At 62.1% G+C, this 22,572-nt stretch carries 23 protein-coding genes; 12 read left to right on the top strand and 11 right to left on the bottom strand.

Features of this window, described 5'->3' with window-relative positions; all coding sequences use genetic code 11:
* Window positions 1-15 precede the first annotated feature (15 nt).
* Complete coding sequence (locus BSG09_RS12655) at window positions 16-519, bottom strand: DUF7523 family protein (RefSeq protein WP_092933763.1); 504 nt, start codon at window positions 517-519, stop codon at window positions 16-18.
* 110 nt (window positions 520-629) lie between these two features.
* Between BSG09_RS12655 and BSG09_RS12650 the strand changes: the two genes are divergently transcribed.
* Together BSG09_RS12650 and BSG09_RS12645 are read left to right on the top strand one after the other, a co-directional pair.
* On the top strand, window positions 630-956 hold the full coding sequence (locus BSG09_RS12650; protein WP_092933668.1) for a NifU family protein: 327 nt from the start codon (window positions 630-632) through the stop codon (window positions 954-956).
* Window positions 957-1,022: 66 nt separating this feature from the next.
* Window positions 1,023-1,283: a BolA family protein gene (locus BSG09_RS12645; protein WP_092933666.1), complete on the top strand. Its 261-nt coding sequence runs from the start codon at window positions 1,023-1,025 to the stop codon at window positions 1,281-1,283.
* Window positions 1,284-1,309: 26 nt separating this feature from the next.
* On the opposite strand, the gene BSG09_RS12640 is transcribed toward BSG09_RS12645, so the two are convergent.
* On the bottom strand, window positions 1,310-2,122 hold the full coding sequence (locus BSG09_RS12640; protein WP_092933664.1) for an enoyl-CoA hydratase/isomerase family protein: 813 nt from the start codon (window positions 2,120-2,122) through the stop codon (window positions 1,310-1,312).
* Window positions 2,123-2,331: 209 nt separating this feature from the next.
* On the opposite strand from BSG09_RS12640, the gene BSG09_RS12635 reads away from it, so the two are divergent.
* From BSG09_RS12635 to BSG09_RS12625, 3 genes are read left to right on the top strand one after another with little or no spacing between them, the layout of a single operon-like run.
* Window positions 2,332-2,793, top strand: a complete 462-nt coding sequence (locus tag BSG09_RS12635) for a PH domain-containing protein (RefSeq protein WP_092933662.1) — start codon at window positions 2,332-2,334, stop codon at window positions 2,791-2,793.
* Window positions 2,783-4,405, top strand: coding sequence for a PH domain-containing protein (locus BSG09_RS12630; RefSeq protein WP_092933660.1), 1,623 nt, complete (start codon window positions 2,783-2,785; stop codon window positions 4,403-4,405). The genes BSG09_RS12635 and BSG09_RS12630 overlap by 11 nt, the downstream gene beginning before the upstream one ends.
* 20 nt (window positions 4,406-4,425) lie before the next feature.
* Entirely contained in the window at window positions 4,426-5,841 is a 1,416-nt protein-coding gene (locus tag BSG09_RS12625; protein ID WP_092933658.1) for a class II fumarate hydratase, read from the top strand.
* 41 nt (window positions 5,842-5,882) lie between these two features.
* Here the strand turns inward: BSG09_RS12625 and BSG09_RS12620 are convergent, their stop codons facing one another.
* Window positions 5,883-6,314 (bottom strand): universal stress protein, encoded by a 432-nt coding sequence (locus BSG09_RS12620; protein ID WP_092933656.1) that lies wholly within the window; start codon window positions 6,312-6,314, stop codon window positions 5,883-5,885.
* A gap of 95 nt (window positions 6,315-6,409) precedes the next feature.
* Window positions 6,410-7,531, bottom strand: a complete 1,122-nt coding sequence (locus tag BSG09_RS12615) for a CNNM domain-containing protein (protein WP_092933654.1) — start codon at window positions 7,529-7,531, stop codon at window positions 6,410-6,412.
* A gap of 300 nt (window positions 7,532-7,831) precedes the next feature.
* Between BSG09_RS12615 and BSG09_RS12610 the strand changes: the two genes are divergently transcribed.
* The 3 genes from BSG09_RS12610 to BSG09_RS12600 all read left to right on the top strand — a co-directional run bounded on the left by BSG09_RS12610 (window position 7,832) and on the right by BSG09_RS12600 (window position 10,334).
* Complete coding sequence (locus tag BSG09_RS12610; RefSeq protein ID WP_092933652.1) at window positions 7,832-8,065, top strand: HVO_2901 family zinc finger protein; 234 nt, start codon at window positions 7,832-7,834, stop codon at window positions 8,063-8,065.
* Between the two features lie 197 nt (window positions 8,066-8,262).
* Window positions 8,263-8,751 carry a PH domain-containing protein gene (locus tag BSG09_RS12605; protein WP_092933649.1) on the top strand — a complete coding sequence of 163 codons (489 nt, stop codon included), beginning with the start codon at window positions 8,263-8,265 and terminating at the stop codon, window positions 8,749-8,751.
* Window positions 8,748-10,334 carry a PH domain-containing protein gene (locus BSG09_RS12600; RefSeq protein WP_092933647.1) on the top strand — a complete coding sequence of 529 codons (1,587 nt, stop codon included), beginning with the start codon at window positions 8,748-8,750 and terminating at the stop codon, window positions 10,332-10,334. The genes BSG09_RS12605 and BSG09_RS12600 overlap by 4 nt, the downstream gene beginning before the upstream one ends.
* 939 nt (window positions 10,335-11,273) lie before the next feature.
* On the opposite strand, the gene BSG09_RS21590 is transcribed toward BSG09_RS12600, so the two are convergent.
* Complete coding sequence (locus tag BSG09_RS21590; protein ID WP_277613172.1) at window positions 11,274-11,399, bottom strand: hypothetical protein; 126 nt, start codon at window positions 11,397-11,399, stop codon at window positions 11,274-11,276.
* 394 nt (window positions 11,400-11,793) lie between these two features.
* On the opposite strand from BSG09_RS21590, the gene BSG09_RS12595 reads away from it, so the two are divergent.
* Together BSG09_RS12595 and BSG09_RS12590 are read left to right on the top strand one after the other, a co-directional pair.
* The gene (locus BSG09_RS12595) at window positions 11,794-12,189 is read left to right on the top strand and encodes a DUF5805 domain-containing protein (RefSeq protein WP_092933644.1); all 396 of its coding nucleotides are present in this window, start codon (window positions 11,794-11,796) and stop codon (window positions 12,187-12,189) included.
* A complete protein-coding gene (locus BSG09_RS12590; RefSeq protein WP_092933642.1) occupies window positions 12,179-13,225 on the top strand; it encodes a tyrosine-type recombinase/integrase in 1,047 nt (348 codons plus the stop codon). The genes BSG09_RS12595 and BSG09_RS12590 overlap by 11 nt, the downstream gene beginning before the upstream one ends.
* Window positions 13,226-13,578: 353 nt before the next feature.
* On the opposite strand, the gene BSG09_RS12585 is transcribed toward BSG09_RS12590, so the two are convergent.
* Complete coding sequence (locus tag BSG09_RS12585; RefSeq protein WP_092933640.1) at window positions 13,579-14,280, bottom strand: cupredoxin domain-containing protein; 702 nt, start codon at window positions 14,278-14,280, stop codon at window positions 13,579-13,581.
* Between the two features lie 233 nt (window positions 14,281-14,513).
* Between BSG09_RS12585 and BSG09_RS12580 the strand changes: the two genes are divergently transcribed.
* Both BSG09_RS12580 and BSG09_RS12575 read left to right on the top strand, forming a co-directional pair.
* Window positions 14,514-15,320, top strand: coding sequence for an N-acyl homoserine lactonase family protein (locus tag BSG09_RS12580; RefSeq protein ID WP_092933638.1), 807 nt, complete (start codon window positions 14,514-14,516; stop codon window positions 15,318-15,320).
* On the top strand, window positions 15,317-16,630 hold the full coding sequence (locus BSG09_RS12575) for a hydroxyacid-oxoacid transhydrogenase (RefSeq protein WP_092933634.1): 1,314 nt from the start codon (window positions 15,317-15,319) through the stop codon (window positions 16,628-16,630). Before BSG09_RS12580 ends, BSG09_RS12575 begins: the two co-directional genes overlap by 4 nt.
* 19 nt (window positions 16,631-16,649) lie before the next feature.
* Here the strand turns inward: BSG09_RS12575 and BSG09_RS12570 are convergent, their stop codons facing one another.
* The 5 genes from BSG09_RS12570 to BSG09_RS12550 form a co-directional block, all read right to left on the bottom strand.
* A complete protein-coding gene (locus BSG09_RS12570; RefSeq protein ID WP_092933761.1) occupies window positions 16,650-17,576 on the bottom strand; it encodes a hypothetical protein in 927 nt (308 codons plus the stop codon).
* An 80-nt stretch (window positions 17,577-17,656) separates the two neighbouring features.
* A complete protein-coding gene (locus BSG09_RS12565; RefSeq protein ID WP_092933632.1) occupies window positions 17,657-19,774 on the bottom strand; it encodes a midas domain-containing protein in 2,118 nt (705 codons plus the stop codon).
* Between the two features lie 56 nt (window positions 19,775-19,830).
* On the bottom strand, window positions 19,831-20,664 hold the full coding sequence (locus BSG09_RS12560) for an MBL fold metallo-hydrolase (RefSeq protein ID WP_092933630.1): 834 nt from the start codon (window positions 20,662-20,664) through the stop codon (window positions 19,831-19,833).
* 121 nt (window positions 20,665-20,785) lie between these two features.
* A complete protein-coding gene (gene dph2, locus BSG09_RS12555; RefSeq protein ID WP_092933628.1) occupies window positions 20,786-21,835 on the bottom strand; it encodes a diphthamide biosynthesis enzyme Dph2 in 1,050 nt (349 codons plus the stop codon).
* Window positions 21,836-21,916: 81 nt separating this feature from the next.
* Window positions 21,917-22,501, bottom strand: coding sequence for a HalX domain-containing protein (locus BSG09_RS12550; protein WP_092933626.1), 585 nt, complete (start codon window positions 22,499-22,501; stop codon window positions 21,917-21,919).
* Window positions 22,502-22,572 lie beyond the last annotated feature (71 nt).

Genomic DNA, 22,572 nt, shown 5'->3' with positions numbered 1-22,572 from the left:
CCTCCGCGAGTGCCCTCATCCGGATTGGGCACCCACGCGCTCGAGCGCGTCCTCGACCGCCCGCAGCGCGTTCGCACCCTCGAGTCGCTCGACGACGATCACCAGGGCGTCTTCGGCGACGCCGGCTGCAGTCGGCGACAGCTCCTCGGCGGTGAGTCGTGCAAGCACGGCCGCGAGCGCGGCCGCATCGACGTCGCCGGCGGCGACGATGGCGGTCAGATCGCTGTCGACGGGACCGAACGCCTGCCCGCCGACCGTCAGGAGTGTGTCGGCGTCGTCGCGTGCCGACTCGAGCGGGCCGATTCCGCTCTCCATCCGGACGCGGACGTCTCGCGACTCGGTCCCGTAGGCCGGCAACTCGTCGGCGTAGCGGCGCAGCGCCGTCGCGATCGCGTCGGTCTCGCCGTCGACCGCGAGCGTACGGGCGGCGGCGGTGTAGTTGACGACGCCGGCCCGCAACGCGGTTCGAAGGAACGGCCGACGATCGACTGCTCGGCGCGTCTCGGCTGCCAGTGACATATCGGGGACGGCGTCTCGAGCCGGCATAAAGTCGCCGTCATCGCCGCTCTGATTGCGAGCGCACGGGCCAATGCCCGACATATATATCGCTCCAGCCCCTCGCCACAGCCATGAGCGAGTCCGAGTCGGATCAGTCTCCCGAGGACGCCGTTCGCGAAGCTGTCTCTCTGTTCCTCCGTCGCAACTTCCCCCAGATCGAGGGCCACGGCGGCGACTCTTCGATCACCGAGGTCGACCTCGAGGAGCGCCACGTCGGGATCAATTTGCATGGCGCGTGCAGCGGTTGTGGGGTCAGTTCGATGACGACCCAGGCGATCCAGCGGCGACTCCCGGCCGAGATCGACGCGATCGATCACGTCACCGTTACGACCGGCCTCGACGGACTGAGCGAGCAGGGATCGTCGGGCCCGGACGTGCCGCCGGACGTCCCGTTCTGAGGCCCACTCACCGTGTCGCTGGCCGCGACCGCGGCGTTTTTGCCTCGAGCGACACATCCCTTCCGTATGAAGCCAGCAACCGTTGAGGAACTCATCGAATCGAATCTCGAGGACGCCGAGGCGACGGTCACGCACGCCCGCGATAAACACGACGAGGACCACCTCGCCGCGACGGTCGTCTCGCCGGCTTTCGAAGGTCTGCCGCTGGTCCAGCAACACCAGCAGGTCTACGACGCACTCGACGAGCACATGACGACCGACATCCACGCCCTCGAGCTGTCAACCTACACGCCCGCCGAATACGACGACCTCGAGGCTGATCAGTAGCCGGGCCCAAACCGGCCACGCGGTCGTTACTCGCCGGGCCACTCGTCGGCGGCGAGTGGCTCACCCTCGAGGAAGGCCGCGATGCCTTCGTTCGCGTCGTCTGTCGTACACAGCGTTGCGAACTGCTCGTTCGAGTACGCGAGTGCCTCGTCGTAGTCCATCTCGACCATCTCGTAGAACGCTTGCTTGCCCATCTGGACACCCATCGGGCTCTTCTGTGCGATCGTTTCGGCGAGCTCCATCGCCGCGTCCAGCTGCTCGCCCTCGGGTGCGACGCGATTGATCAGCCCCCACTCGAGGGCGGTTTCGGCATCGATCAACTCGCCGGTCAGGATGAGCTCGAGACACCGCTTTCTGGTGAGTGCCTTCATCAGCGGGACGGCCGGTCCCATACAGAACAGGCCGACTTTGGGCGCTGTCGCGCCGAATTTCGTCCCCTCGGCGGCGACGGCGAGATCGCAGGCTGCGACCAGTCCGATCCCGTTGGCGGCCGCGTGGCCGTGGGCCGCGGCGATCACTGGTGTTCGCATCTCAGTTAGCGTGTGAAACGGTGCTTCCATCCGTCCAACCCACTGCTCGTATTCCGACTCGGTCTCGTGGTCGCCGTGTTCGGAGAGGTCGATGCCAGCCGAGAAGCATTTGCCTGCGCCGTCGACGACGATCACCCGCACGTCGTCGTCCTCGTCGAGTGCGTGCAGCGCTGCGTCGAGGTCCTGTGCGAGTTCGGTGCTAAACGTGTTCATCGCCTCGGGGCGGGCAAGCGTGATCCGGCCGACATGCTCGTCTCGGCTGCAGTCCACAGTCTCCCACTGATCGCTCGTCGCTGTCTCGGAAGCCATGTGCGCTACTTGACCATATGTTGTGATAAATGGTGTCATTACCCACTATACACTCGCAAGGTCCACCCCACCAGCGAACCGGGACGACGATCGTGACTTCGCGACGGATGGCTCGCAGTCACCCCGTCTTGCGGGTTGGCCGCCGATACCGGAGCAGACCGCTCGCGTGGAACCGTGGCTTTATCCACTAGAAATGACATTTCATTCCTATGGAAACCCTCCATCCCCGCATCAGACTCCTCTGGATCGCCCGTGGGGCGCTCGCTGCGGTCGTCCTCGGCGTCGTCCTCACCGCCATCGATCAGTGGCAGGTCACTGTCCCGGTGGTAGCGATCGGTGGCGTCGTCGCACTCGGGCTCGTCACCGGGACCGGCTACGCTCTCCGACTGTACCAGGTCTGGCAGTTCGAACTCCAGGACGACGCGCTCTACCTCGAGCGCGGCGTCGTCACGTTCGTCGAAACCGCCGTTCCGTTCGTCCGCGTCCAGCACGTCGACACGCAGTTTGGCCCGATCGAGCGTGTCCTCGGCCTCTCGAGCGTCGTCGTCTACACGGCAGGGTCCCGAAACGCGGACGTTCGCATTCCGGGGCTGACGCCGGAGCGTGCACGAACGCTGCAGAATACGCTTCGTGAACTGGCCGTCGAAAGCGAGGCTGACGATGCCGTCTGATGCGAATCGCTTGCATCCGCTGAGCGCGGTGACGCTGGCGCTCCAGCGCGGCCTTACCGGGCTGTCGATGCCGTTTTTCGTCGTGATGATCCTCTCGACGATTTTCGACGGCGTCGACATCGACTGGATCTTCATGTTGGCCCCGGTCGGGTTCGTCGTCGGGATCGGCTACGGCATCGCGTACTACTATCGGTTCACGTACGCGATCACCTCGCGGACGCTCGACGTTACTTCGGGCGTGTTCTCCCGGCGCTCGCGCGAAATCCCGTATCGCCGTATCCAGAACGTCGACGTCTCCCAGGGCGTCTTGTACCGCATTTTCGGGCTCGCCGTTGTCTCCCTCGAGACTGCCGGCGGCGGCGAGACGGAAGCGACACTAAACTTCGTCAGCGAGGCCGAAGCAGAGCGGCTTCGCGCTGAGATCCGCCGGCAAACTGCTCGAGCGGACGACGACGACGCGAGCAGCGACGAGCGCGCGGCCTCGGCGAGTGGGTCGGCTTCGGCTAGCGGCGTCGATGAGTCGACGCGCCACGAGCGCTCACACCCTGACCGCAGGCCGACGCTGCTGTTCGAACTCGAGCCGACAGAACTGCTGGTGTATGCTCTGACATCGTTCCGGTGGGGCGCTGCGGTCTTCCCGATCGCGCTGGTGATCTTCCTCACAAGCGCTGACTCCGGGTCAGGGCTGGTTCCCGCGTTCATCCTCGAGATCGCGCGTCCCGTCGGTGGGCCGGCGTCGCTCGACGGTGCCGCGGTCGGATCACTGCTCGTTTTGATCGCTGTCACTGCGCTCCAGTGGTCGGTCGCGACGTACGTCGCGAGTGCGATCTACACGGTCGCGAACTACTACGGGTTCCGTCTCGGGCGAGCAGGGGCCGACTTCGTCTACGAACGGGGATTGATCCAGCGCTACAGCGGCTCGATCCCCGTCGACAAGGTCCAGTCGGTGACCATCACCGAGAATCCGCTCCAGCGACTGGTCGGCTACGCCGGCCTCTGGGTCGAAACCGCAGGCTATGGGCCAGAAAGTAGCGGTGGCAGCCAATCAGCTATCCCACTTGCCGAGACCGACCGCATCTATCGATTCGCCGAGAACCTCACTGACGTCGAAACGCCACGGTTCCAGCGGCCGCCGACGCTGGCTCGGCGGCGGTACCTCGTCCGCTATTCGGCCATCGCAGCCATCGTCGTCGCCGTCGCGTTCGGACTTGCACAGGGTACAGGCCTCGAGCGCTGGTATCTCGCCGTGGCCGTCTTCGTCGCAGTACCCCTTGCGGCTCATCTCAAGTACGTCAACCTGGGCTATCACGTCGGCGAGGAGCATCTCGTGATTCGGTCGGGGTTTTGGAACCGCCGGACGACCGTCATCCCCTACTATCGGATTCAGACGGTCTCGACGCGGCGGTCGATCTTCCAGCGCCGGCTCGGACTGGCGTCGCTCGCCGTCGATACGGCTAGTTCGCGGACGTTTTCCTGGGGGACGCCAACGGTTCCCGATCTCGAACTCGAGACGGCCCGCGAGCTCCACGGCATCGGCCGGGAACGGCTCCAGTCGGCCGTCCGTGAGCGCGCTCGCTCGGACGAGACTGGGCTTTCGGTGGATTTTACCTGACTGACTGAGAGTTCTCGCGTATGGGAGACGAAGACGAATACCGAATCGAGGAGGACAGTCTCGGCGAGATGCAGGTGCCAGCGGACGCTTACTGGGGCGCACAGACCCAGCGCGCGATCCAGAACTTCCCCATCTCGGGAATCACGTTCAGCCGTCGGTTCGTCCGCGCGCTCGGCGTCGTCAAGAAAGGCGCGGCACAGGCCAACCGCGACCTCGGCCTCGTCGATGAGGACGTCGCCGAGGCGATCATCGAGGCTGCAGACGAGGTCATCGCCGGCGAACACGACGACCAGTTCCCGGTCGACGTCTTCCAGACCGGCTCCGGCACGTCCTCGAACATGAACGCCAACGAGGTCATCGCCAACCGCGCCGCCGAGCTCATGGGCAGCGAGATCGGTGACCGCGTCGTCCACCCCAACGACCACGTCAACTACGGCCAGTCGAGCAACGACGTCATCCCGACCGCGATGCACGTTGCCTCCCTCGAGGCCGTCGAGAAAGACGTCATTCCGGCACTCGACGCACTCCGCGAGGCGCTCGAGGAAAAAGAAGCGGAGTTCGACGACGTCGTCAAGACCGGGCGCACCCACCTGCAGGACGCGACGCCGGTCACGCTCGGCCAGGAGTTCGGCGGCTACCGCACGCAGGTCGAGAAGGGACTGGCCCGCGTCGACAACGTCCGCGACCACCTCGCGGAACTCGCGCTCGGTGGGACGGCGACCGGCACCGGTCTGAACACCCACCCCGAGTTCCCTGGTCGCGCAGCCGAGTACATCACGAAAGAGACTGGCGTCCAGTTCCGCGAAGCCGACAACCACTTCGAGGCCCAGGCGGCCCACGACGCGATGAGCGAAGCCCACGGCGCGCTGCGAACTGTCGCCGGCTCGCTGAACAAGATCGCAAACGACCTGCGCCTGCTCGCCTCCGGGCCGCGCAACGGGCTCGGTGAGATCGAACAGCCCGAGAACCAGCCCGGTTCCTCGATCATGCCCGGCAAGATCAACCCGGTCGTCGCCGAGGCCGTCAACCAGGTCCACAAGCAGGTCGTCGGCAACGACGCCGCTGTCTCCGCCGGCGCTGCCGAGGGCCAGATCGACCTCAACCTCTACAAGCCCGTGCTTGCACACAACTTCCTTGAGTCGGCTGAACTCATCTCGAACGCGAGCCTGGTGTTCGGCGATCGATTCGTCCGCAAGCTCGAGGCCAACGAGGAGTACTGTGCAGACCGCGTCGAGGAGTCGATGGCGATGGCCACCTCGCTCAACGTCCACATCGGCTACGACAAGGCCAGCGAGGTCGCCAAGACCGCGCTCAAGGAGGACAAGACCGTCCGCGAGGTCGTCTTAGAGAAGGGCTACCTCGACGAGGACGAGGCCGACGAGGTCCTTGATCCCCGCAAGATGACCGAGCGCGGCATTCTCGGCCAGGACGACTAACCGAGTCGACAGCGCTTTTTTCGCTCTGCGATTCGCCCTGCTCAGGGCCGTGCGATCAGCACTGACGTCTCGACCGTTCGGACGACGCGATCGGTCGTACTCCCGAGGAGGTGTTCTTTTAATCCCGAGCGGCCGCTTGCACCCATGACGACGAGATCGATGTCCGCATCGTCGCAGTAGGCCGCGATCACATCGTGGGGGTCGCCCTCGCGGGTCGTCCGGTCGTGGGTCACGCCGGCATTCCCGGCCCGTCGTTCGGCATCGTCGAGGGCCGACTCCGCTTCCGCCTCGAGCGTTTCCGTGACTTGCGGTGCGATCATCCCCGACGCACCCGCGGACATCTCTGTCCCCTCGTCGATAACGTGGAGAAAGTGGACCGTCGCTGCCTCCCCGTCGGCGATCGCGACAGCCTCGTCGACCGCTGCCGTGCTCGAGTCGCTGCCGTCGGTCGGTACCAGAATGTCGTGATACATGGCTGTTCGTTCCACCGCGACACGGAAAAGCCGGCGGCGCGCAGCCGCGTAGTCCGCTCTCGACGTCACGTAATCGGTTCGTCGGTTCGATCTCGTTACCGATCGGCCGCTTCGACCTGCCGCTGATCGAGCGGGTCCTCGATGTCGCCCATCACCGCCTCGAGCAAGTCGGTTACAGTGACGAGGCCGGTAACATTGCCATCGCCGGACTGCGTCCGGCTGCTCGAGGAACTCCGTTCCTCGCTGTCTTCGATCACCAATGCGAGTTCCTGATTTTCCGCCTGGAACTGGTCGACCGCGTCGCTGACGTCCGTATCGGGGGACAGCGTCATCGGCGGTGCTGCCAGTTCCGCGAAGTCGACGTCACCGCTCGCCAGTTCCTCGCGGTATCTGACGAGGATCGGTGTGTAGACGATCCCGCGAAAGTCGGTCAGGTCGTCGCCGACCAGCGGATACCGCGTCTGTGGGCGGTCTTCCATTTTTCGAAAGTTCTCCTCGGGGCTCGCTTCCGTCGACAGCGCGATAATATCCTCGGCATCCACCATCACCTCACGAATCGCCTGCTCGCCGATCTGAAACGCGTTCATCACCTCTTCGCGGCGTTCCTCCGGGAGTTCTCCCTTCTCGAGGACCGACCCGAGCTTGTTCCGGAGGTCGGCCCGCGACTCGATGACGTCCTCTTCGGTCTCGAGCCATGCGCCAGTCATCTCGATCCCGAAGAGCTTGAGGGTCAGCTTCGCGATGCCGTCGCCGAGAGTGATGATCGGTGAAATGATCCAGTGGAACCAGTACAGCGGTGTCGCGCCGTACCGACAGACCAGCCGTGAGCGCTCGACGCCGAGATACGTCGGCGTCTGTTCGCCGTGGGTCAGGTGAACGAGGTTGATGATGAGGAAGGCAATGATCGCTCCGCTACCGATCGAAGCAAGCGCCGTGTTCACGAACAGTGGTTCGAATATCGCGGCCAGCGCCGGTTCTGCGACGATCCCGACGGCGATACTCGAGGCTGTAATCCCGACCTGGCACGTGGTGAGGTAGAGCTCGAGGTTGTCAGTCATCTCCCATGCCCGCTCGAGTGCGGGCGTGTCTCCGACGAACTCCTCCTTGGTGAACTGTCGAGCACGAGTCAACGCAAACTCGATCGCGACGAAGAAGGCGTTCGCCAGAATCAGCAACACTCCTGCGAACAGCCGGCCGCCGATGACGAGTGAGTCCATTACCGAGCGGTTAGATCGCCAGACAGAAATCAATCAGGGAGACTATCGCCGGTTTGACCCACTCCCGTAACTCTAACTACCACTATTTCGACACTCGATAGTGGTGCGCGATCACACAGAACATGAGATGGCCGATCCCCCAACAAATCAACAACTCGAGGTCGAGTAAACACGAATTTCAACCGTTCTTTTTTGCCCGGCTATCGGCCCCAAATCGGGTCAGTGACGCCGAATCACGCACGAATCTGGCGGAATAAAAGAACCCAAGCAGTTTTGGCGGATGCTCACGTCAGACGAAATATGCACACCTGTCGTAACTGCAACCAGTCGTTCCAGACCGAGCTCGCCCTCGAGCTACACCGCGATACGTGCAAAAAGGGACAACTCTTCTGTCAGGTATGTGGCGATCGATTCCGAGAAGGAGACGCGACCCAAGACGGCTGGCACTACGAGTGTCCGAACGAAGACTGTGACGGCGACGGCCTGCAGGACGACCTCTATCGCGTCGAAGACGTCCGAACGACGACTCACTGACAGGAGTCGGTCTTATCCCGAGGGTTCGTTTCCTTTCTTCTAGTTACTGGAGTCCACGTCGACGACGCTCGGTCGCACTACGGGCGGTCGTGGAACTCCGAATCGAACGAAATCCATGTCTCGATCGGAGCTCTCACCCGGTGCAAACGACCGCCGCTTTCCCACCCTTTAATCGAATCAGTTCCGTCACGACACGTATGGAACGGCTCACGCCGCGCGTTCGGATCGTCTGGCTCGTGCTCGCACTCGCTCGAGCCGCGATCATCGGTGGATTCATCGTCGGCGGGGCGATCGGCCTCTCACGAACCGAACTCGGCGACGCCGTGCCGGTTGCGATCGTCCCCGCTGCCGCGGTGATCGCAGTTGCACTCGCCGTGATTCGCGTCTTCATCGCCTGGCGACGCTACGGCATCTGGCGATTCGAGCTTCGAGACGACGATCTCTACATCCGCCGGGGTGTCTTTACGCGAACCAAGACGGTCGTGCCCTTCGTTCGCGTCCAGCACGTCGATTCTCGGCGATCACCGCTCGAGCGAGCGGTCGGCCTTGCGACGGTCGTCGTCTACACTGCTGGCTCGCGGAGTTCGGACGTCGCGATCCCTGGCCTGACGCCGGCACGCGCCGAGGCACTCCAGGAGTCGCTTCGCCGACTTGCAATCGAGAGCGCGGGTGAAGACGCCGTATGAAGAAACTCCATCCAGCGTCGGTGGCCGTCCGGTCGCTCTCGCGCAGCCTCAATACCGGCTTCGTCTTCTTCATCATCGGCGTCGTCGTCTCGCCGGGCGGCAACGGGATGGATCTGCTGTCGATCGTCGGCCTCGTCGTCCTCGGGATCATCACCGGGATCGTCTACGAGTTCGCCTACTACCAGCGGTTCAGATATGAACTCACCGCGGACACGTTCGACGTCACCTCCGGCGTCCTCTCACGTCGCACCCGCGAACTCCCGCTGGGGCGGGTTCAGAACGTCGACATCAGACAGAACGTGGTCGACCGACTCCTCGGCATCGCCGCCGTCCACATCGAAACTGCTGGTGGTGGCGAGACCGAAGTCAGTCTTCGGTACGTTTCCGAGACAGAAGCCCATCGCCTCAGACGGCAACTGCGACAGGGCACACGTACCGAGGCCGAAGACACGGACTCACTCGAGGGTGAGGAAGCCGCCGTTGGATCCACAGCAGAGACGGCCGAGGAGGAAGAACTCCTCTTCGAAATCCAGCCCCGTGAACTCGTGATCCTGAGCGTCTTCACCATCGACCCGGGCGCGAGCGTGCTGGGCGGGATCGCGCTCTCGTTTGCCAGCGGGTTCGATCCCACTACGCTGGTCCCCGCCGACCGCATCAGCGGCCTCCCGGGTCCGGCAACCGGGGCGTTCGCGCTCGTGTGGGCGATTCTGGTCTTCCTGCTTGCTGCCTGGCTCATCAGTGCAATCCTCACGTTTACCCGCTACTACGGCTTCCGACTCACGCGTTCCGGCGACGAACTCTACTACGAGCGGGGGCTTCTCCAGCACTACAGCGGGACGATCCCCTTCGAGAAGGTCCAGGCACTAACGATCTCGGAAGCGATTCCCTTCCGCTGGTTCGGCTACGCCGCGTTGAGCGTCGAGACGGCCGGCTACGCCCCCGGCCAGTCCGACTCTCGCGGGACCGAATCCGCGATTCCCCTCGCCGATGCCGACCGCGTCGTCGCGCTTGCGCGTGCGATCGAACCCTTCGGCCCGATCGACCTCGAGTCGCCACCCCGTCGCGCTCGAGAACGGTACGCAGTCCGCTACCTGCTGGTCGTCGCTGCGTCGGTCGCCGGTGCGTTCGCTGTCGCGCGCTACACGCCGCTTGACCGGTGGTACATCGCCGCCGTTCTCGTCGCGGTCGTCCCCGTCGCTGCCCACCTCAAATGGACGAATCGTGGGTTCCACACCGGTGAGCGATACGTCCTCACCCAGACGGGGTTCTGGCGGCGAACGACGAAGATCGTTCCCTACTACCGGGTGCAGGCCGTCCTTCACGAGGCGACGATCTTTCAGCGCCGTCGTCACCTCGCCAGTGTGACTGCAGACACCGCCAGTTCCGCCTCGTTTTTCGGTCGGGCCGCGACGGCCCACGATATCGATGCCGATCGAGGACTCGAGGTACAGGCCGCGATTGAGAAGCAGCTACAGGAGCGACTTCGGGTCCGGAAGCGCCAGCAACCAGCCGACCGATGGGCTCAGGACTCGAGCGACCCGACGGATGACACGTCGATGGTCGACAACGATGATCCCTGCTGATCGTCCCGTGGTTTGCCGTCGATGTCAAGAAACTCTGTATAGCGTTATAGGATTTATTAGTTCGAAGGTGGACAGTGCGCACCTCGAGGTACTGGCAAGAGGCAGGCACAGTGACAGCCGCTGTTGCCCTTCTATCAGTGACGACTGTCGGATTTCGGCCGGCCGCTCGTGGCTTTCTGTCCTGATTCTGTCCAGGAACGCCGCAAGGGCTCGAGCACGACGGTAATCATCTGACCGCTACGTCGTCGCGTGTATCGATCGGGAAACCAGTCCCCGGAAACCGCTGTGTGTCTATCCCGCCAATGAGAACGCAACAGAATCGCGTCAGTCGCGTTCTAAGGCGGCTCGCGCTGGTCTTCGTCCACAACGGCATTGGTTCAATATCTACCTCAGCTGTCTGGCAGCGCACTGTCTCCGGCGTTCTGGACGCAGGGCCGCAGACAATAACCGAACCTGTTGTCACCTCTATTCATGCGTTGCATGTAGCACGTATGCAGCCGCACAATCGTACTGGTGCATGCGAGATGAGTGTACAACGGTGCGTGCGAGACGAGTGTCCCGACGGCTGTGAGGGCTCTCACACCTCACTGGGCAGTGAAAATCGGTCCACTACAAATCGGTCCCTGACCACAGCCCGATGAGCTCTGATAGTGTCTTCTCACTCCGTTCGCACTTCCCACATCCCAGCGACCGCATCCCTGTGACGCCGACTCGAGTAACGGACAGAGTCCCTCCCAGAGACCGGAGTAGCCGTCGACCGAGTGGCCACTCGACTGGGGACATCCATGCGAGGCCACCCGAGACGATCGTCGACGGCGGCTGCCGTTCACTGCAAGCACATGGTCGTGCTCGAGCAGCGGTATCAGTCGCTGATCGGCGAGTGATCGCTGGCTGGTGACGCGCCCGCTCGAGTAAGTGGGGGGTGATGAACGAATCGATCTAGAAGAAGCTGGCAATTAGATCCAGAACGTCCAGAATAAATTCCACTGCCTTCCTGAGTTTCCCCTTGCCGCTGTTTTGGTCTTCGTCTGTGGACCCCTCCTGAGTGGCTGCTCTCTTGGCCATATTTGAGAGCGTATGTTAAGTTAGATAAAGAATATGATGGCTGCCCAGCACGAATGCGTAATTACCGAGTTTCCCGTCCTTCTCTCAGGCAGCAATCCCGGTGACGAAGTGAAACACTGTCTACTATTCTGCCCGTTTGTTGGCCGAGACGAGACAACGTATCCACACGACTGTCGGTCGTATGCCCGATTATCGAGACCACAACCGCAGTAGTATATCTGGAATTGTGGGACTAGCTGGCAATATCTAATATATCGGTTAATAGGACCGTCTATGATATACATCTAGATTTGTGGGACCACAACTGGCGCTATTTAAGTGCTACCTTCTAAGATAAATATACTTAGCTCGAATAATGGGTAGATTGAATATCATCGCGATTGATCGATCTGCTATGAGCGATTCGGCCGATACCTCTCGATCGACTGTCAAGACTTACGTCCCAGCCTACCAGAAAGCAGAGTGGCAATCCCACGCCGACGACCTCGACATGAGTCAAAGCGAATTCGTTCGGACGATGGTCCAAGCCGGACGCAAAGGGTTCGATCCCGACTCAGGGGAACCCGATTCTCCGGACCCAGACCCTGGGGGTAACGGCCTCGAAAGACAGGTCCTCGAACTACTCTCTTCTGACACGTATTCGTGGGACGAACTACTCGAGGCGGTCTCCGACGACATCGAGTCACGACTGGACGAGACACTCGAGGAGTTACAGGCGACCAACCGAATTCGATACAGCGGTCGCCACGGTGGATATACGACCGTCGACGGTGGTGGGGATGGCGACTGAACCGACCGGCGACGCGCCGGCGGACGTAGCGGATCCGATCGCGTACTTCCTCGATGACCAGCGCTATCACGGCAAGAGCGAACGGACGCTTGCAGCCTACGAGCGAGTGCTGCGGCGATTCGAGACCTTCCTTCGCGAGCGCTTCGACGTCGACGCGGTCGGCACAGCTCAACGCCGAGAGTGTATGGCCTGGGTCCATTCGCTGCGCGGCGAGTTCGAAGACAGCACGATCGCGACCTACGCATCCTATCTCAATCGGTTCTACGACTACATGACTCGTGTCGGCGTCTTCGACGATAATCCGATGGCGCTCGTCATGGAGGAACTGTCTGAATCGATCGAGACGAATCCGACGCGACGCGATATCTCGGTGCCGGAAATGCAGTCGTTCGTTGACTCGATTTCTCATCCCCTCGAGCGAGCTGTCGTCGTCACGCTCCTCAAGACGGGGATGCGCGTTGGCGAGCTCTGTAACCTCGATCTGCGGGATCTCCACCTCGAGACGCCGGCACTCGAGCTTGACTGGACGCCGCGTGTCGGGCTCGAGCGCCGGCCCGCGTCGGTGTTCATTTCTGCCGAGCCAGCCCGCGGTGCAACCATCAACGGTGAAGAACGGACGGCCTCGAACAAACGAAAGCGGGATACAGTCGTCCCCGTCGACGGCGAACTTCGGCAGGTGGTATGCGAGTGGCTGGCGATCCGCCCGGACGCGGTATCGTCAGCGCGGCCGCTCTTTCTCGATACTCGCGACTCGTGGGGCGAGCGGCTCACGCCGTCGGACGTCCGCTATCTCGTCGAGAAACACGCCCGCGACCACGGCTGGTACCGCACCGGTGGAGGGACCCAGGAGAACGTCACACCACACTACTTCCGGCACTTCTTCACGACGCATCTGCGGGACCGAACTGGTGATCGGGGGATCGTGCAGTATCTCCGGGGCGACGTCGCCGGCGACGTCATCGATACCTACACCCACAATTGGGGCGATCGCGTCCGCGAGACCTATCTCGAGTCGATTTACGCTGCCACCCGGTGATAGGTGTCGGATCGACAGTGATCTCACTGGGATGTCGGTACAGTGCACTAGGAGACGGCCAGAGCAGTTCGACGGTACGGGCTACTACGTAATTGCCGATCCTCACGTCGACACATTCCGCTTCTGTGAGAAATAGTGAATAGAGTATAACTATGATCGTACTCAAAGACAGTGTCTCAAATTGGGCCGATAAACTGCATATAGCTATATCAATTCGCACCTCGAGATCATGCCGTCGTCGGCTGCATCAGACGAGCCGCTACGTGCGTTTGACCGGTGATACCCGTTGTCTGGCAGTCGCAGCCCGCAGTTCACAATCGACGAGAGAAAGCGCTAGCCAACCGAGCTGTCGGTTACTGTTCGTGTTTGCTAACAGTTGTTCCAGATCCCGTAACTGAGAGTGATTGGTCGTTGGTACGCGTGAGCGTAAACTCGAGCGTTACCTCAAACGCCGGTGACTCGCTCGAGGGTCGTCCTCGGTGAATCGTGGCGTTATCGACGAACCTGTAGGTGCCGGGTGGAAGGCACGGGTCGTTCTGATACCCGTACACAGCGAACTGCTGGCGAGTGGTTTCTCCCGGGTCAAGCGTCGTGGAACTACCGAGTTGTTCGAATATCACACCTTGTGTTATGTTCCAACACCCGTCCTCAGCGGTCATCGGAAGCGGATCGGTCTCACCCATCCATTCTATTGGGTCATGGGCTGCATCCGGGCCGTTGGGGATGAGGATGAGTCGGTTCGTGTCCGGCTTGCCATCGCTTAGATACGAAGTGAATGGTGGCGTTACACCTGTAACGAGTGTGAGCGGCGTCGCTGCAGTGTTCGTCAGCGCGGTGTGAATCCGGGCAGGATGCGTGTCCGTGAACTGGGCGTCCACTCCGATATCGAACGTGAATTCAGCAGTCGTTAGTTGGGCTTGCGTCGGTGTCGAGGGCTGGCTTGGAGACGGATTCGATTTGTCGGAGCCTCGATCAGCGACACAACCGGCAAATGCGCCCGCGAGGGCTGGCCCGACAATCCGAAGGGCGGTACGCCGGTCACAGGGGGACTGCATGTGCGTGAAGAGTGACCATATTCGTGATAAGTTTTCTGCAAGCAGACGTTGAATATATGCTGGCGCGTACAGCGCCAAGCAGACTCCGGTCAAGGTAAGAGCGGTTCGATTTGAGTCGCTTAGAGCAGCGCAACCGGACCGTTATCGAGTCGTCTCGATGTGCTACCGGCGACAAACTCTCTGCCCGAATGATTATTAGGCAGGTTCTGGTTGCCTAGTTGTGGTACTATACCATGGTTGATGCTACCATACACGTTCTCGACCGCGGTGGTCTCGACGTCGACATGAACTACATGATGGAAGGGCACGTGCTCGGCACACACGATGAGCCCAATCCCGACATCGATTACGGCGAAATTCCAGTCTGGAGCCTCGTAATCGACCATCCCGAGGGAACGATCCTCTGGGATACTGGCTCCCATCACGACGCACTCGAGGGGCACTGGCCGGAGGGACTCCTACAGGCGTTTTATCCACACGACGCCCACGAACATCGGCTCGACGACGACCTGAACGAGGCCGGATTCGGTATCGACGACATCGACTACGTCTTCCAGACCCACCTGCACCTCGACCACGCCGGCGGGCTCGAGTTTTTTGATGGGACGGATGTCCCCGTTTTCGTCCACGAGCGCGAAATCAAGTTCGCCTACTACAGCGCGAAGACCGACGAGGGAAGCGGCGCGTACATCCTCGAGGACTTCGACCACGACCTGAACTGGCACGTGTTACACCAAGATCGCGAGCAACACTTCGAGGACATGGAGTTCGTCCGCTTCCCCGGCCATACGCCCGGACTCACCGGGACGGTGATCCATCTTGACGACGAGGGAACGCTCGTCTTCACCGGCGATCAGGTCTACATGGCCGACAACTTCGAGGACGAGATTCCGCTCGGGGCACACCTCCTCTGGGGCAAAACCGAGTGGTTCGACAGCCTCCGTCGCATCAAAGCACTCGAGCGGCGTCATGACGCCGAAATCGTCTACGGACACGATCCCGAGCAGTTCGAGGCCATGCAACCGGGGTGGGGGCTGTGAGCTACGAGCGGTCCGTCTCCGCTAGCCCACACGAACGCATGCCTGAAACCGTCTGGCAGATTCAGATGCCAGAGATCCGTGTCGGTCGCGGCGCAGCCAGCGAACTCGGCTTCCAGCTCGAGGATCTGGGCGTCGAAGACGATGCACGCGGACTGATCGTGACCGACGAGACGCTCGCCGAGCTCGGCCATGCAGGCCGGGTCGCCGACCACGTCGAAGACACGGGATTCGATGTCGACGTCTACGACGGCTCGGAGCGCGAACCCTCGATCGAGGCCGTCGAGGAGTGTATCTCGTTCGTCCGCGAGGAGATGGGCACGGACGGCTACGACTTCTACATCGGGCTCGGCGGCGGCAGCTGTCTCGACACCGCGAAGACGACGCGTGCGGTCGTCGCCAACGGCGGCGAAATCCTCGACTACGTCGCCGAACCGACCGGCTCCGGCGAGACACTCACCGAGTCGGGCCCGCCCCTTGTTTTGCTCCCGACGACGGCCGGCACCGGCTCGGAGATTTCGCCGGTTGCGATCCTGTCGGTTGCCGAGAAAGAGATCAAAGAGGGTATCTCGAGCAATAACGTACGAGCCGATGCCGCGGTGCTCGACCCGACGCTGACGACGTCACTTCCGCCAGATCTCACCGCGAAAACGGCGATGGACGCACTCGGCCATGCCATCGAGGGATATACGACACATCGGTACGACACCCTGCTCCGTCCCGAGGACCCTGCCGACCGACCGGTCTACGCCGGGCGCACTGGTTTTACGGAGTTGTTCAGCGAGAAGGCGATCGACCTCCTCTCGAGCAATGTCCGACGAGCCGTCAACAACGGTGACGACCTCGAGGCGCGCGAGGCAATGTTGAAGGGGGCGCTCTACGGCGCGATCGCCGGTCTCACCGCCGGTGCAAGCCTCTGTCACGCGATGGCGTATCCAGTCGGCAACAAGTATCACACCTATCACGGCGAAACGATCGCCGTGCTCACACCGGCGAGCACGTTGGGGTACAACGTCGCCAGCGATCCCGAACGCTTCGCGACCATCGCCGAGCTGCTCGGCGCGGATACGGACGGACTGAGCACGCGAACGGCGGCCGATCGCGCACGCGAGGAGTTCGTTGCACTCCAGCGTGATCTGAACGTCCTCCCGAGCGGGCTCCACGACCTCGCTGGCATCACCGACGACGAGATCGACTGGCTGGCCGAACAGACGGTCGACACCCAGCAACGGCTGCTCCGGTGTAATCCGCGCCCGGTCACGAAAGCCGACGTCGCGGAAATCTTCCGCGACTCGCTGCACAACTGGGAGTAGGAGAGACTCGTAAGTGCGCTTAGTGGCCGACCGCAAGTTCCGTCTCGAGATCGGCCCCGTTCAGCAGCGAGCGGACGTGGTCGACTGTGTCGGTCGTTTCTGCCGTGTTCTCGAGCAGGACGGTCTCGCTTGGGAACAGCTGTTCACCGAGCAGGAGGCCGTGATCGCGGGCGGTCGAGCCAGTCACGGTCAGATAGACGCCAAGTCCCGCGTCGGCGATCGCCGCTTCTTCCTCGCGGCCCTCGTCCGGATACCGGAAGCCGATGCCATCGAGGAGCCGCGTTCCGAGCACGGCCTGGACGAGCCGTTCGTATCTGGGCTCGATACAGAGCTGTCCTTCGTAGGTCTCGAGGAAGTCCCGATCGATCGATTCGGCAGACGGTGCGACCTCGGGCGTGGCCAGTAGCGTGTGGTAGACGGTATCGCCGAGCCCGGTGACGACTTGCACGTCGGTGTCGGCGGGATTAATGCGGGCGTTCACGTCGGCGATCCGATCGAGTGGCTCCGGTCGGAGCTCGACGACCTCCTCGAGGACCAGATCGGCGCTGTCGAACCCGAGTGCGAACTCGTGGGTTCGCAGCGCCCGAAACGGTTCCTCGCGGCCCACGAGCTGGACCGCCGCGTCGTCAGGAGCGCCCTCGGCATCGGCTAACGGAATCGTGACGCTGTCGAAGACGATCCGTCGTGGCTTGCCGGCGCGGTCGTCGCGCAACAGCGTATATTCGGGCGCGGTCGGATCGGCGACGGTACTGTAGTCTGCGAGACGATGGTAGACGTCCTCCTCGTCGGGCTCGATTGACCCCTTCGTGAGTGCTTTTTCGTGACGAAGCGTCGATGTAATGTCGTCGGCGAGGTCGGGGACGCCGAGGCGATCTGCGATCCGATCGAGTACAGACTCGAGCGGTCGCCCCTTTCGTGGAACAGCGATCGGTATCGTCTCGCCCATCGACCAGTTCTCAATCGGCGACGGATAAACGAGTTGCGTTTCCAGCACAGTCCGAATCCGATAGCCGACGATCGCGCTCCTTAGTTAGCGAACATCGAACCGAGCTGGTCACGCCAGTCCTGAATGTCCGTTACGTCCTCCCGGACCGCTTCGAGGTCGTCCGCGACGGTTTCGAGATCAGATTCCACGTCGTCGACGGTATCCGTGAGGTCGTCGACATCGTCGTCGATCGCCTCGACGGTGTCGTCCAGTTCGGCGACGTCGTCGGTGACATCGCTCAGATCCGTCTCGAGATCGGCGTTCCAGTCGGTGAGATCGGCCACGTCCGCGTCGAGTTCGTCGACGTGCGATTCGGTCCCCTCGAGTCGTTCGTCCATCGACGCGAGATCGTCTTCGAGCGCCTCGAGATCGTCCTGGACGTCTTCGATGAGCTGTGCGCCCGTGCCGTTGTCCTCGAGGAACGTCTCAAGTGCGTCAGTGTAGGCTGCGACTTCCTCGACGCGGGAGTGGAGGTGCTCGACTTTCGCGATCTCCGGCCCCGACGGCTCGAGGTCGAGTTCGGCCTGAATCGTCTCGAGATCGTCGTCGTCGACAGTCCCGTCGCGGATCTCGGTCGCGAGACGAGCCGCAACCGAGCCGTCAAATTCGACGGTCGCGGTTTCGACGTCAGCGGGCGACTCGACCGCGTCGTCAGCCGTCGGTTCGTCAGCGTCAGCTTCGTCGGCCGAGTCCGTCTGCTCGGCTTCCGGTTCGGCCGTGTCGTCGTCATCCTGGTCGTCTGGCTCTGTCTCGGCAGTTGCGTCAGGCTCACCCTCGAGTGCCGGCGGTTCCTCGTCGTCGGTCGTGTCCGCTTCGATCTCGGAGTCCGATTCGTCGCCGCTCGCTTCGACCGGCTCGTCTGCAGCATCATCGGTCGTCTCGAGTGCAGTGTCGGAGACGTCCTCCTCGTCTGCCGCCGGTTCGGCATCGTCGTCGATCGGTTCGGCGTCTTCAGTTTCCGACTCGTCTTCGGTGGCTGTCTCGTCCGTGTCGGCGTCGATCGTCACATCGAGTTCGGTGTCGTCCTCGGCGGTCGGTTCTGCGTCTTCTTCGACGGCTGGGTCGTCCTCCTCAGCCGTCAGTTCGGTGTCGTCCTCGGCGGTCGATTCAGCGTCTTCTTCGACGGCCGGCTCGTCGTCCTCGTCAGTCGTCAGTTCGGCGTCATCCTCAGCGGCCGATTCGGGATCCGCTTCAACAGCCGGTTCAGCGTCCTCCTCGATGGCGGGTTCGGTGTCCTCATCAGCAGCCGATTCAGTGTTATCCTCGGCGTCCGATTCGGCGTCGTCCTCGTCAACTCCGAGATCAATGTCCGGATCGTCTTCCGCAACGGACAGGTCGTCGTCTTCGTCAACTCCGAGATCGATATCCGGATCGTCTTCCGCAACGGACAGGTCGTCGTCCTCGTCGAACCCAAGGTCGATGTCCGGCTCGTCTTCCCCGACGGACAGCTCATCATCCTCGTCAAAGCCGAGGTCGATATCCGGCTCGTCGTCGGCTTCCGGGAGCTCTTCGTCATCGAACCCGAGATCGATGTCCGGCGTTTCATCGCCGTCGGCCGTCTCGTCGTCGACCGGATCGGGGTCAGTGTCGACAGCCTCGAGATCGAGGTCGAGTCCCGAGGCGTCCTCGTCATCTTCCACGTCGCTGTCGTCGTCCTCGTCGCCTTCGAGGCCGGGAACGGCATCAGATTCGCCGGCGATCATGTCTTTGACGGCCTGATTGCTGTCTTCGGAGACGATGTTGCCGATGACGTCGTCGTCGACTTCGTCGACATCCGACCGATCGTCGTCGCCAGCCTCGAGCTCGACGATCGTCGGTTCCGTCAGAAACTCCGTGGCTCGGCTGTCGTCGTCGATCTGGATGCCATAGACAGTCTCGAGATCGCCACCAGGCTCGAGCGTCGCCGTGAATTCGACGTGGTTGTCCTGGTAGGCCGTCCAGTCGTCGCTATGATAGTCGGGATGAAACCCGACTTTGTCCATCGGGAACGATTCGGGAATCTCCTCAGAGAGTTGCACCGTGACTGGCTCGTCACGGTCCGATTCGAGATCGAATCGGATCGCAGGAACGGGAAACTCGTCCGCTTCGAACGTCTTCTGGACGGAGATCCCGTCGGCACTGACCTCGATTACGTCGTCCATATCGGCGGTGCTGGTCATATGGGCTCAACGTTACCATACCATTACTATAAAACGTGTGGACAGTTCGAAAATCGCTACAAATCGACGCGATCGCCGATCTCGGCGACCTCGAGTCGCTTCGGATACTCGAAGCTCGCTGCGTGGTGGTGTAACGCCTTCGGATCGGCGGTCAGGCCCTTCCACATATCCCAGTGACTCGGCAGGAGGCGGTCACACTCGAGGGCGCTGGCACACTCGACGACCTGATTTTCGTCGTTGTACCAGCGGGTTCGCTTGGGCTCGCGGGTTTGTTTGTCGGGAATCTGTCCGACGGTCCCGAAGGCAAACACCGCGAGATCGATGTCGTACTCGTTGCCGATCCGCTCGAACTCGTCGGTCGGTTTCGTATCGCCGCCGTGGAAGAAGGTCCCGGCGTCGTGTTCGAACACGTAGCTGACGGGATGGGTCGCGTCGGGATCGTTGGCCGTCTCGACGTGGACGGTGAACTCGCCGATCTCGAGGGTTTCTCCTTCGGTGACTTCGGTCAGCTGCTCGTCGGTGACGTCCCATTCGTCGGTCCATGCCTCTTCGTTGCGGGCTTTCGCGACGCTATCGTCGGGTGCATAGAAGGTCGCGCCCGTGTTCGCGAGGATCGGGGCCTGACTCGGGCCGTGGACGTGGTCGGTGTGCTCGTGCGTTGCGAGGACGGCGTCGGCCTCCGCGACATCGTCCGGATCGAACGGCACGGGAATCATCCGGACCGTCCGCGGCGGGTCGCCGAGTCCGAGATAGGGATCGATGTAGATCGTCGTGCCCTCGCTCCCCTTCAGGACGAAGCCGTTACAGCCGAGATACCAGATCGCGACACCCTCTGGCGTCGCGTCTTCGACGTCGCGGACGAGCCAGTCGTCCCAGTCGCTTTCGATCATATCTGAGGATGCGGGGACCGACTGGGTAAGTGTTATCGTCTCTGTTGACCGTCGATGCGACGGGCGACGAGCGCAGCGTGATCGACTCACAACTGTGCGTCGACGAAGGATGGCGTCGGCGTTACCAGGTGCCGTGGAAGGTGTCGAACGAGAGGCTGTCGAGCGGTTCGTCGCCGACGGCGATTCGGTACTCGCCGGGGGTAAGCATCGGCTTGTGGAACTGCGGGCCGTCGTCGGTCGTAATCCGCGGGCAGCCGGTGTTGACGAACGCGTCCATATCGAAGTTGCGCAGCCGATCCGGCGTCACCTCGTCCATCGTGATGAGGTAGGCGTTGTCGTTGTCGTCCAAGATCTCCTGGGCCTGTTCCCAGCGTCCCTGTCCGATCTTGGTACAGAAGATGACGCCCCACTTCTCGGCGTCCATCGCGCGGTGGACCGCGCCGTAGCGCTGTTTCAGGAACTTCTCCGTGTCCGCGACGGTGACGACGTTGTTGACCGGGTCTGCGATGACAACGTGCTTGTCGGGGTGTTCCATCGCCAGCCCGAGGGGATGGAACTTCCCGCCGCCAACGTAGAGCACCTGATCGGCGGGAACGGCCGCGCTCGCGTAGTTACAGCCGAGTACCTGCCCCTCGTGGGTCAGTCGCTCGTCGCCGCGACGGCTGTGGACCTCGTAGCCACGCTCCTCTAAGAACTCCGTCATCTCCTCGTAGCGATTCATGTGCTGGGCCGTCGTGACGAGCCCGACACCCTCCGTCTCCTCGGCTGGCTCGAGCGTCTCGAGCGCTTCCTCCATGATCGGCGTCACCTCGACGTTCGAGAACAGCGGCACGTAGATGACCTTGTCCGTGTTCTTCATCGGCGAGTGACCGAAGTGTACGAACACGTCGGTGCGTTTCATCAGATAGGTGTCAAGATCACAGGCCCCATAACAGGGCTGGCCCGAGAGCATGAACGTCACGTCGTCGCCGGTCAGTTCGCGCAGGTCGTCGGCGACGGCTGGGCCGCGTCGCTTCAGCCCTTCGGGGAACTGTAGCCCGACTTTCGTTGCGTCTCGTTCCTCGATCGCCTCGACGATCTGCTCGAGTTCGTAGTCCCACTCACGGTCGTGTTTGAGACTCATCCCGGTGTTTCGGAGGTCGCCCTCGCTGTACTCCGGCTCCTGACTCATTGACAGCCCTTGCTGCCACGAACGTATATACTGCACGCTGTCGAGAGCGGAGAATATCGATGGTGCTCACGCTCGGTGCCGTCAGGAGAACTCGCTTGCACACCGTGGCTGGATGGCCGTCCCGACCTCACACGTCGCGAACGCCGCCCGGAAATCATCGCTGTCGAACGTTCCCACCAGGTCATCGAGTTCCGTAAACAGCTCGTCGAGATCCCGCTGGACCGTCTCAGATCGTGCGCCGGATGCGGTGTCGCCACCGGCCTCGAGTGCCCCTCGTTTCGTTGCAAGCGTCGTACATTCCGCGATCAGCTCGTCGTATCGGGCGCGACGGAGGAGCCTGTCGACGGTCTCGACCACTGTGTCCTTCTCGACGGGCTTGACGAGCGTGTTGCCGATCGAAAACGGACAATTATGGGCGTCCGTGCTCTCACACAGGATCGCCATCGTCTGTGTCGTCGCACGGTGTTCGAGCTCGGCTGCGACGGCTCCGGATACTGGCAGGAGGTCGTGATCAACCACTACTGCGTCGGCGGTCGCAAGGCGTGCGATCGCCTCGTCGCCATCCGTCGTCGCCTCAACCCGATAGTCGTCGAGCCACAACCGGAGTTGATCGACGACGGCGGGATCGTCGTCCGCGACGAGGACGGTGTTCGTATTACCAGCCATTATTCGAGATAGAAGTAGCTTTTGGCCGAGCCATCATCAAACTATGGTGTCGTTCACCGTGGCTTACACGT

The sequence above is a fragment of the Natrinema hispanicum genome (genome assembly GCF_900111485.1).
In the GTDB taxonomy this organism is placed as follows: domain Archaea; phylum Halobacteriota; class Halobacteria; order Halobacteriales; family Natrialbaceae; genus Natrinema; species Natrinema hispanicum_A.
The sequence above is the reverse complement of the archived record's forward strand: the minus strand, read 5'-3'. Positions and strand labels throughout refer to the sequence as shown.

What these genes read in the sequence shown, in the direction of transcription:
- BSG09_RS12655 (WP_092933763.1), bottom strand. Translation starts at nt 519, where the DNA reads ATGTCACTGGCAGCCGAGACGCGCCGAGCAGTCGATCGTCGGCCGTTC.
- BSG09_RS12650 (WP_092933668.1), top strand. Translation starts at nt 630, where the DNA reads ATGAGCGAGTCCGAGTCGGATCAGTCTCCCGAGGACGCCGTTCGCGAA.
- BSG09_RS12645 (WP_092933666.1), top strand. Translation starts at nt 1,023, where the DNA reads ATGAAGCCAGCAACCGTTGAGGAACTCATCGAATCGAATCTCGAGGAC.
- BSG09_RS12640 (WP_092933664.1), bottom strand. Translation starts at nt 2,122, where the DNA reads ATGGCTTCCGAGACAGCGACGAGCGATCAGTGGGAGACTGTGGACTGC.
- BSG09_RS12635 (WP_092933662.1), top strand. Translation starts at nt 2,332, where the DNA reads ATGGAAACCCTCCATCCCCGCATCAGACTCCTCTGGATCGCCCGTGGG.
- BSG09_RS12630 (WP_092933660.1), top strand. Translation starts at nt 2,783, where the DNA reads ATGCCGTCTGATGCGAATCGCTTGCATCCGCTGAGCGCGGTGACGCTG.
- BSG09_RS12625 (WP_092933658.1), top strand. Translation starts at nt 4,426, where the DNA reads ATGGGAGACGAAGACGAATACCGAATCGAGGAGGACAGTCTCGGCGAG.
- BSG09_RS12620 (WP_092933656.1), bottom strand. Translation starts at nt 6,314, where the DNA reads ATGTATCACGACATTCTGGTACCGACCGACGGCAGCGACTCGAGCACG.
- BSG09_RS12615 (WP_092933654.1), bottom strand. Translation starts at nt 7,531, where the DNA reads ATGGACTCACTCGTCATCGGCGGCCGGCTGTTCGCAGGAGTGTTGCTG.
- BSG09_RS12610 (WP_092933652.1), top strand. Translation starts at nt 7,832, where the DNA reads ATGCACACCTGTCGTAACTGCAACCAGTCGTTCCAGACCGAGCTCGCC.
- BSG09_RS12605 (WP_092933649.1), top strand. Translation starts at nt 8,263, where the DNA reads ATGGAACGGCTCACGCCGCGCGTTCGGATCGTCTGGCTCGTGCTCGCA.
- BSG09_RS12600 (WP_092933647.1), top strand. Translation starts at nt 8,748, where the DNA reads ATGAAGAAACTCCATCCAGCGTCGGTGGCCGTCCGGTCGCTCTCGCGC.
- BSG09_RS21590 (WP_277613172.1), bottom strand. Translation starts at nt 11,399, where the DNA reads ATGGCCAAGAGAGCAGCCACTCAGGAGGGGTCCACAGACGAAGACCAA.
- BSG09_RS12595 (WP_092933644.1), top strand. Translation starts at nt 11,794, where the DNA reads ATGAGCGATTCGGCCGATACCTCTCGATCGACTGTCAAGACTTACGTC.
- BSG09_RS12590 (WP_092933642.1), top strand. Translation starts at nt 12,179, where the DNA reads ATGGCGACTGAACCGACCGGCGACGCGCCGGCGGACGTAGCGGATCCG.
- BSG09_RS12585 (WP_092933640.1), bottom strand. Translation starts at nt 14,280, where the DNA reads ATGCAGTCCCCCTGTGACCGGCGTACCGCCCTTCGGATTGTCGGGCCA.
- BSG09_RS12580 (WP_092933638.1), top strand. Translation starts at nt 14,514, where the DNA reads ATGGTTGATGCTACCATACACGTTCTCGACCGCGGTGGTCTCGACGTC.
- BSG09_RS12570 (WP_092933761.1), bottom strand. Translation starts at nt 17,576, where the DNA reads ATGGGCGAGACGATACCGATCGCTGTTCCACGAAAGGGGCGACCGCTC.
- BSG09_RS12565 (WP_092933632.1), bottom strand. Translation starts at nt 19,774, where the DNA reads ATGACCAGCACCGCCGATATGGACGACGTAATCGAGGTCAGTGCCGAC.
- BSG09_RS12560 (WP_092933630.1), bottom strand. Translation starts at nt 20,664, where the DNA reads ATGATCGAAAGCGACTGGGACGACTGGCTCGTCCGCGACGTCGAAGAC.
- dph2 (WP_092933628.1), bottom strand. Translation starts at nt 21,835, where the DNA reads ATGAGTCAGGAGCCGGAGTACAGCGAGGGCGACCTCCGAAACACCGGG.
- BSG09_RS12550 (WP_092933626.1), bottom strand. Translation starts at nt 22,501, where the DNA reads ATGGCTGGTAATACGAACACCGTCCTCGTCGCGGACGACGATCCCGCC.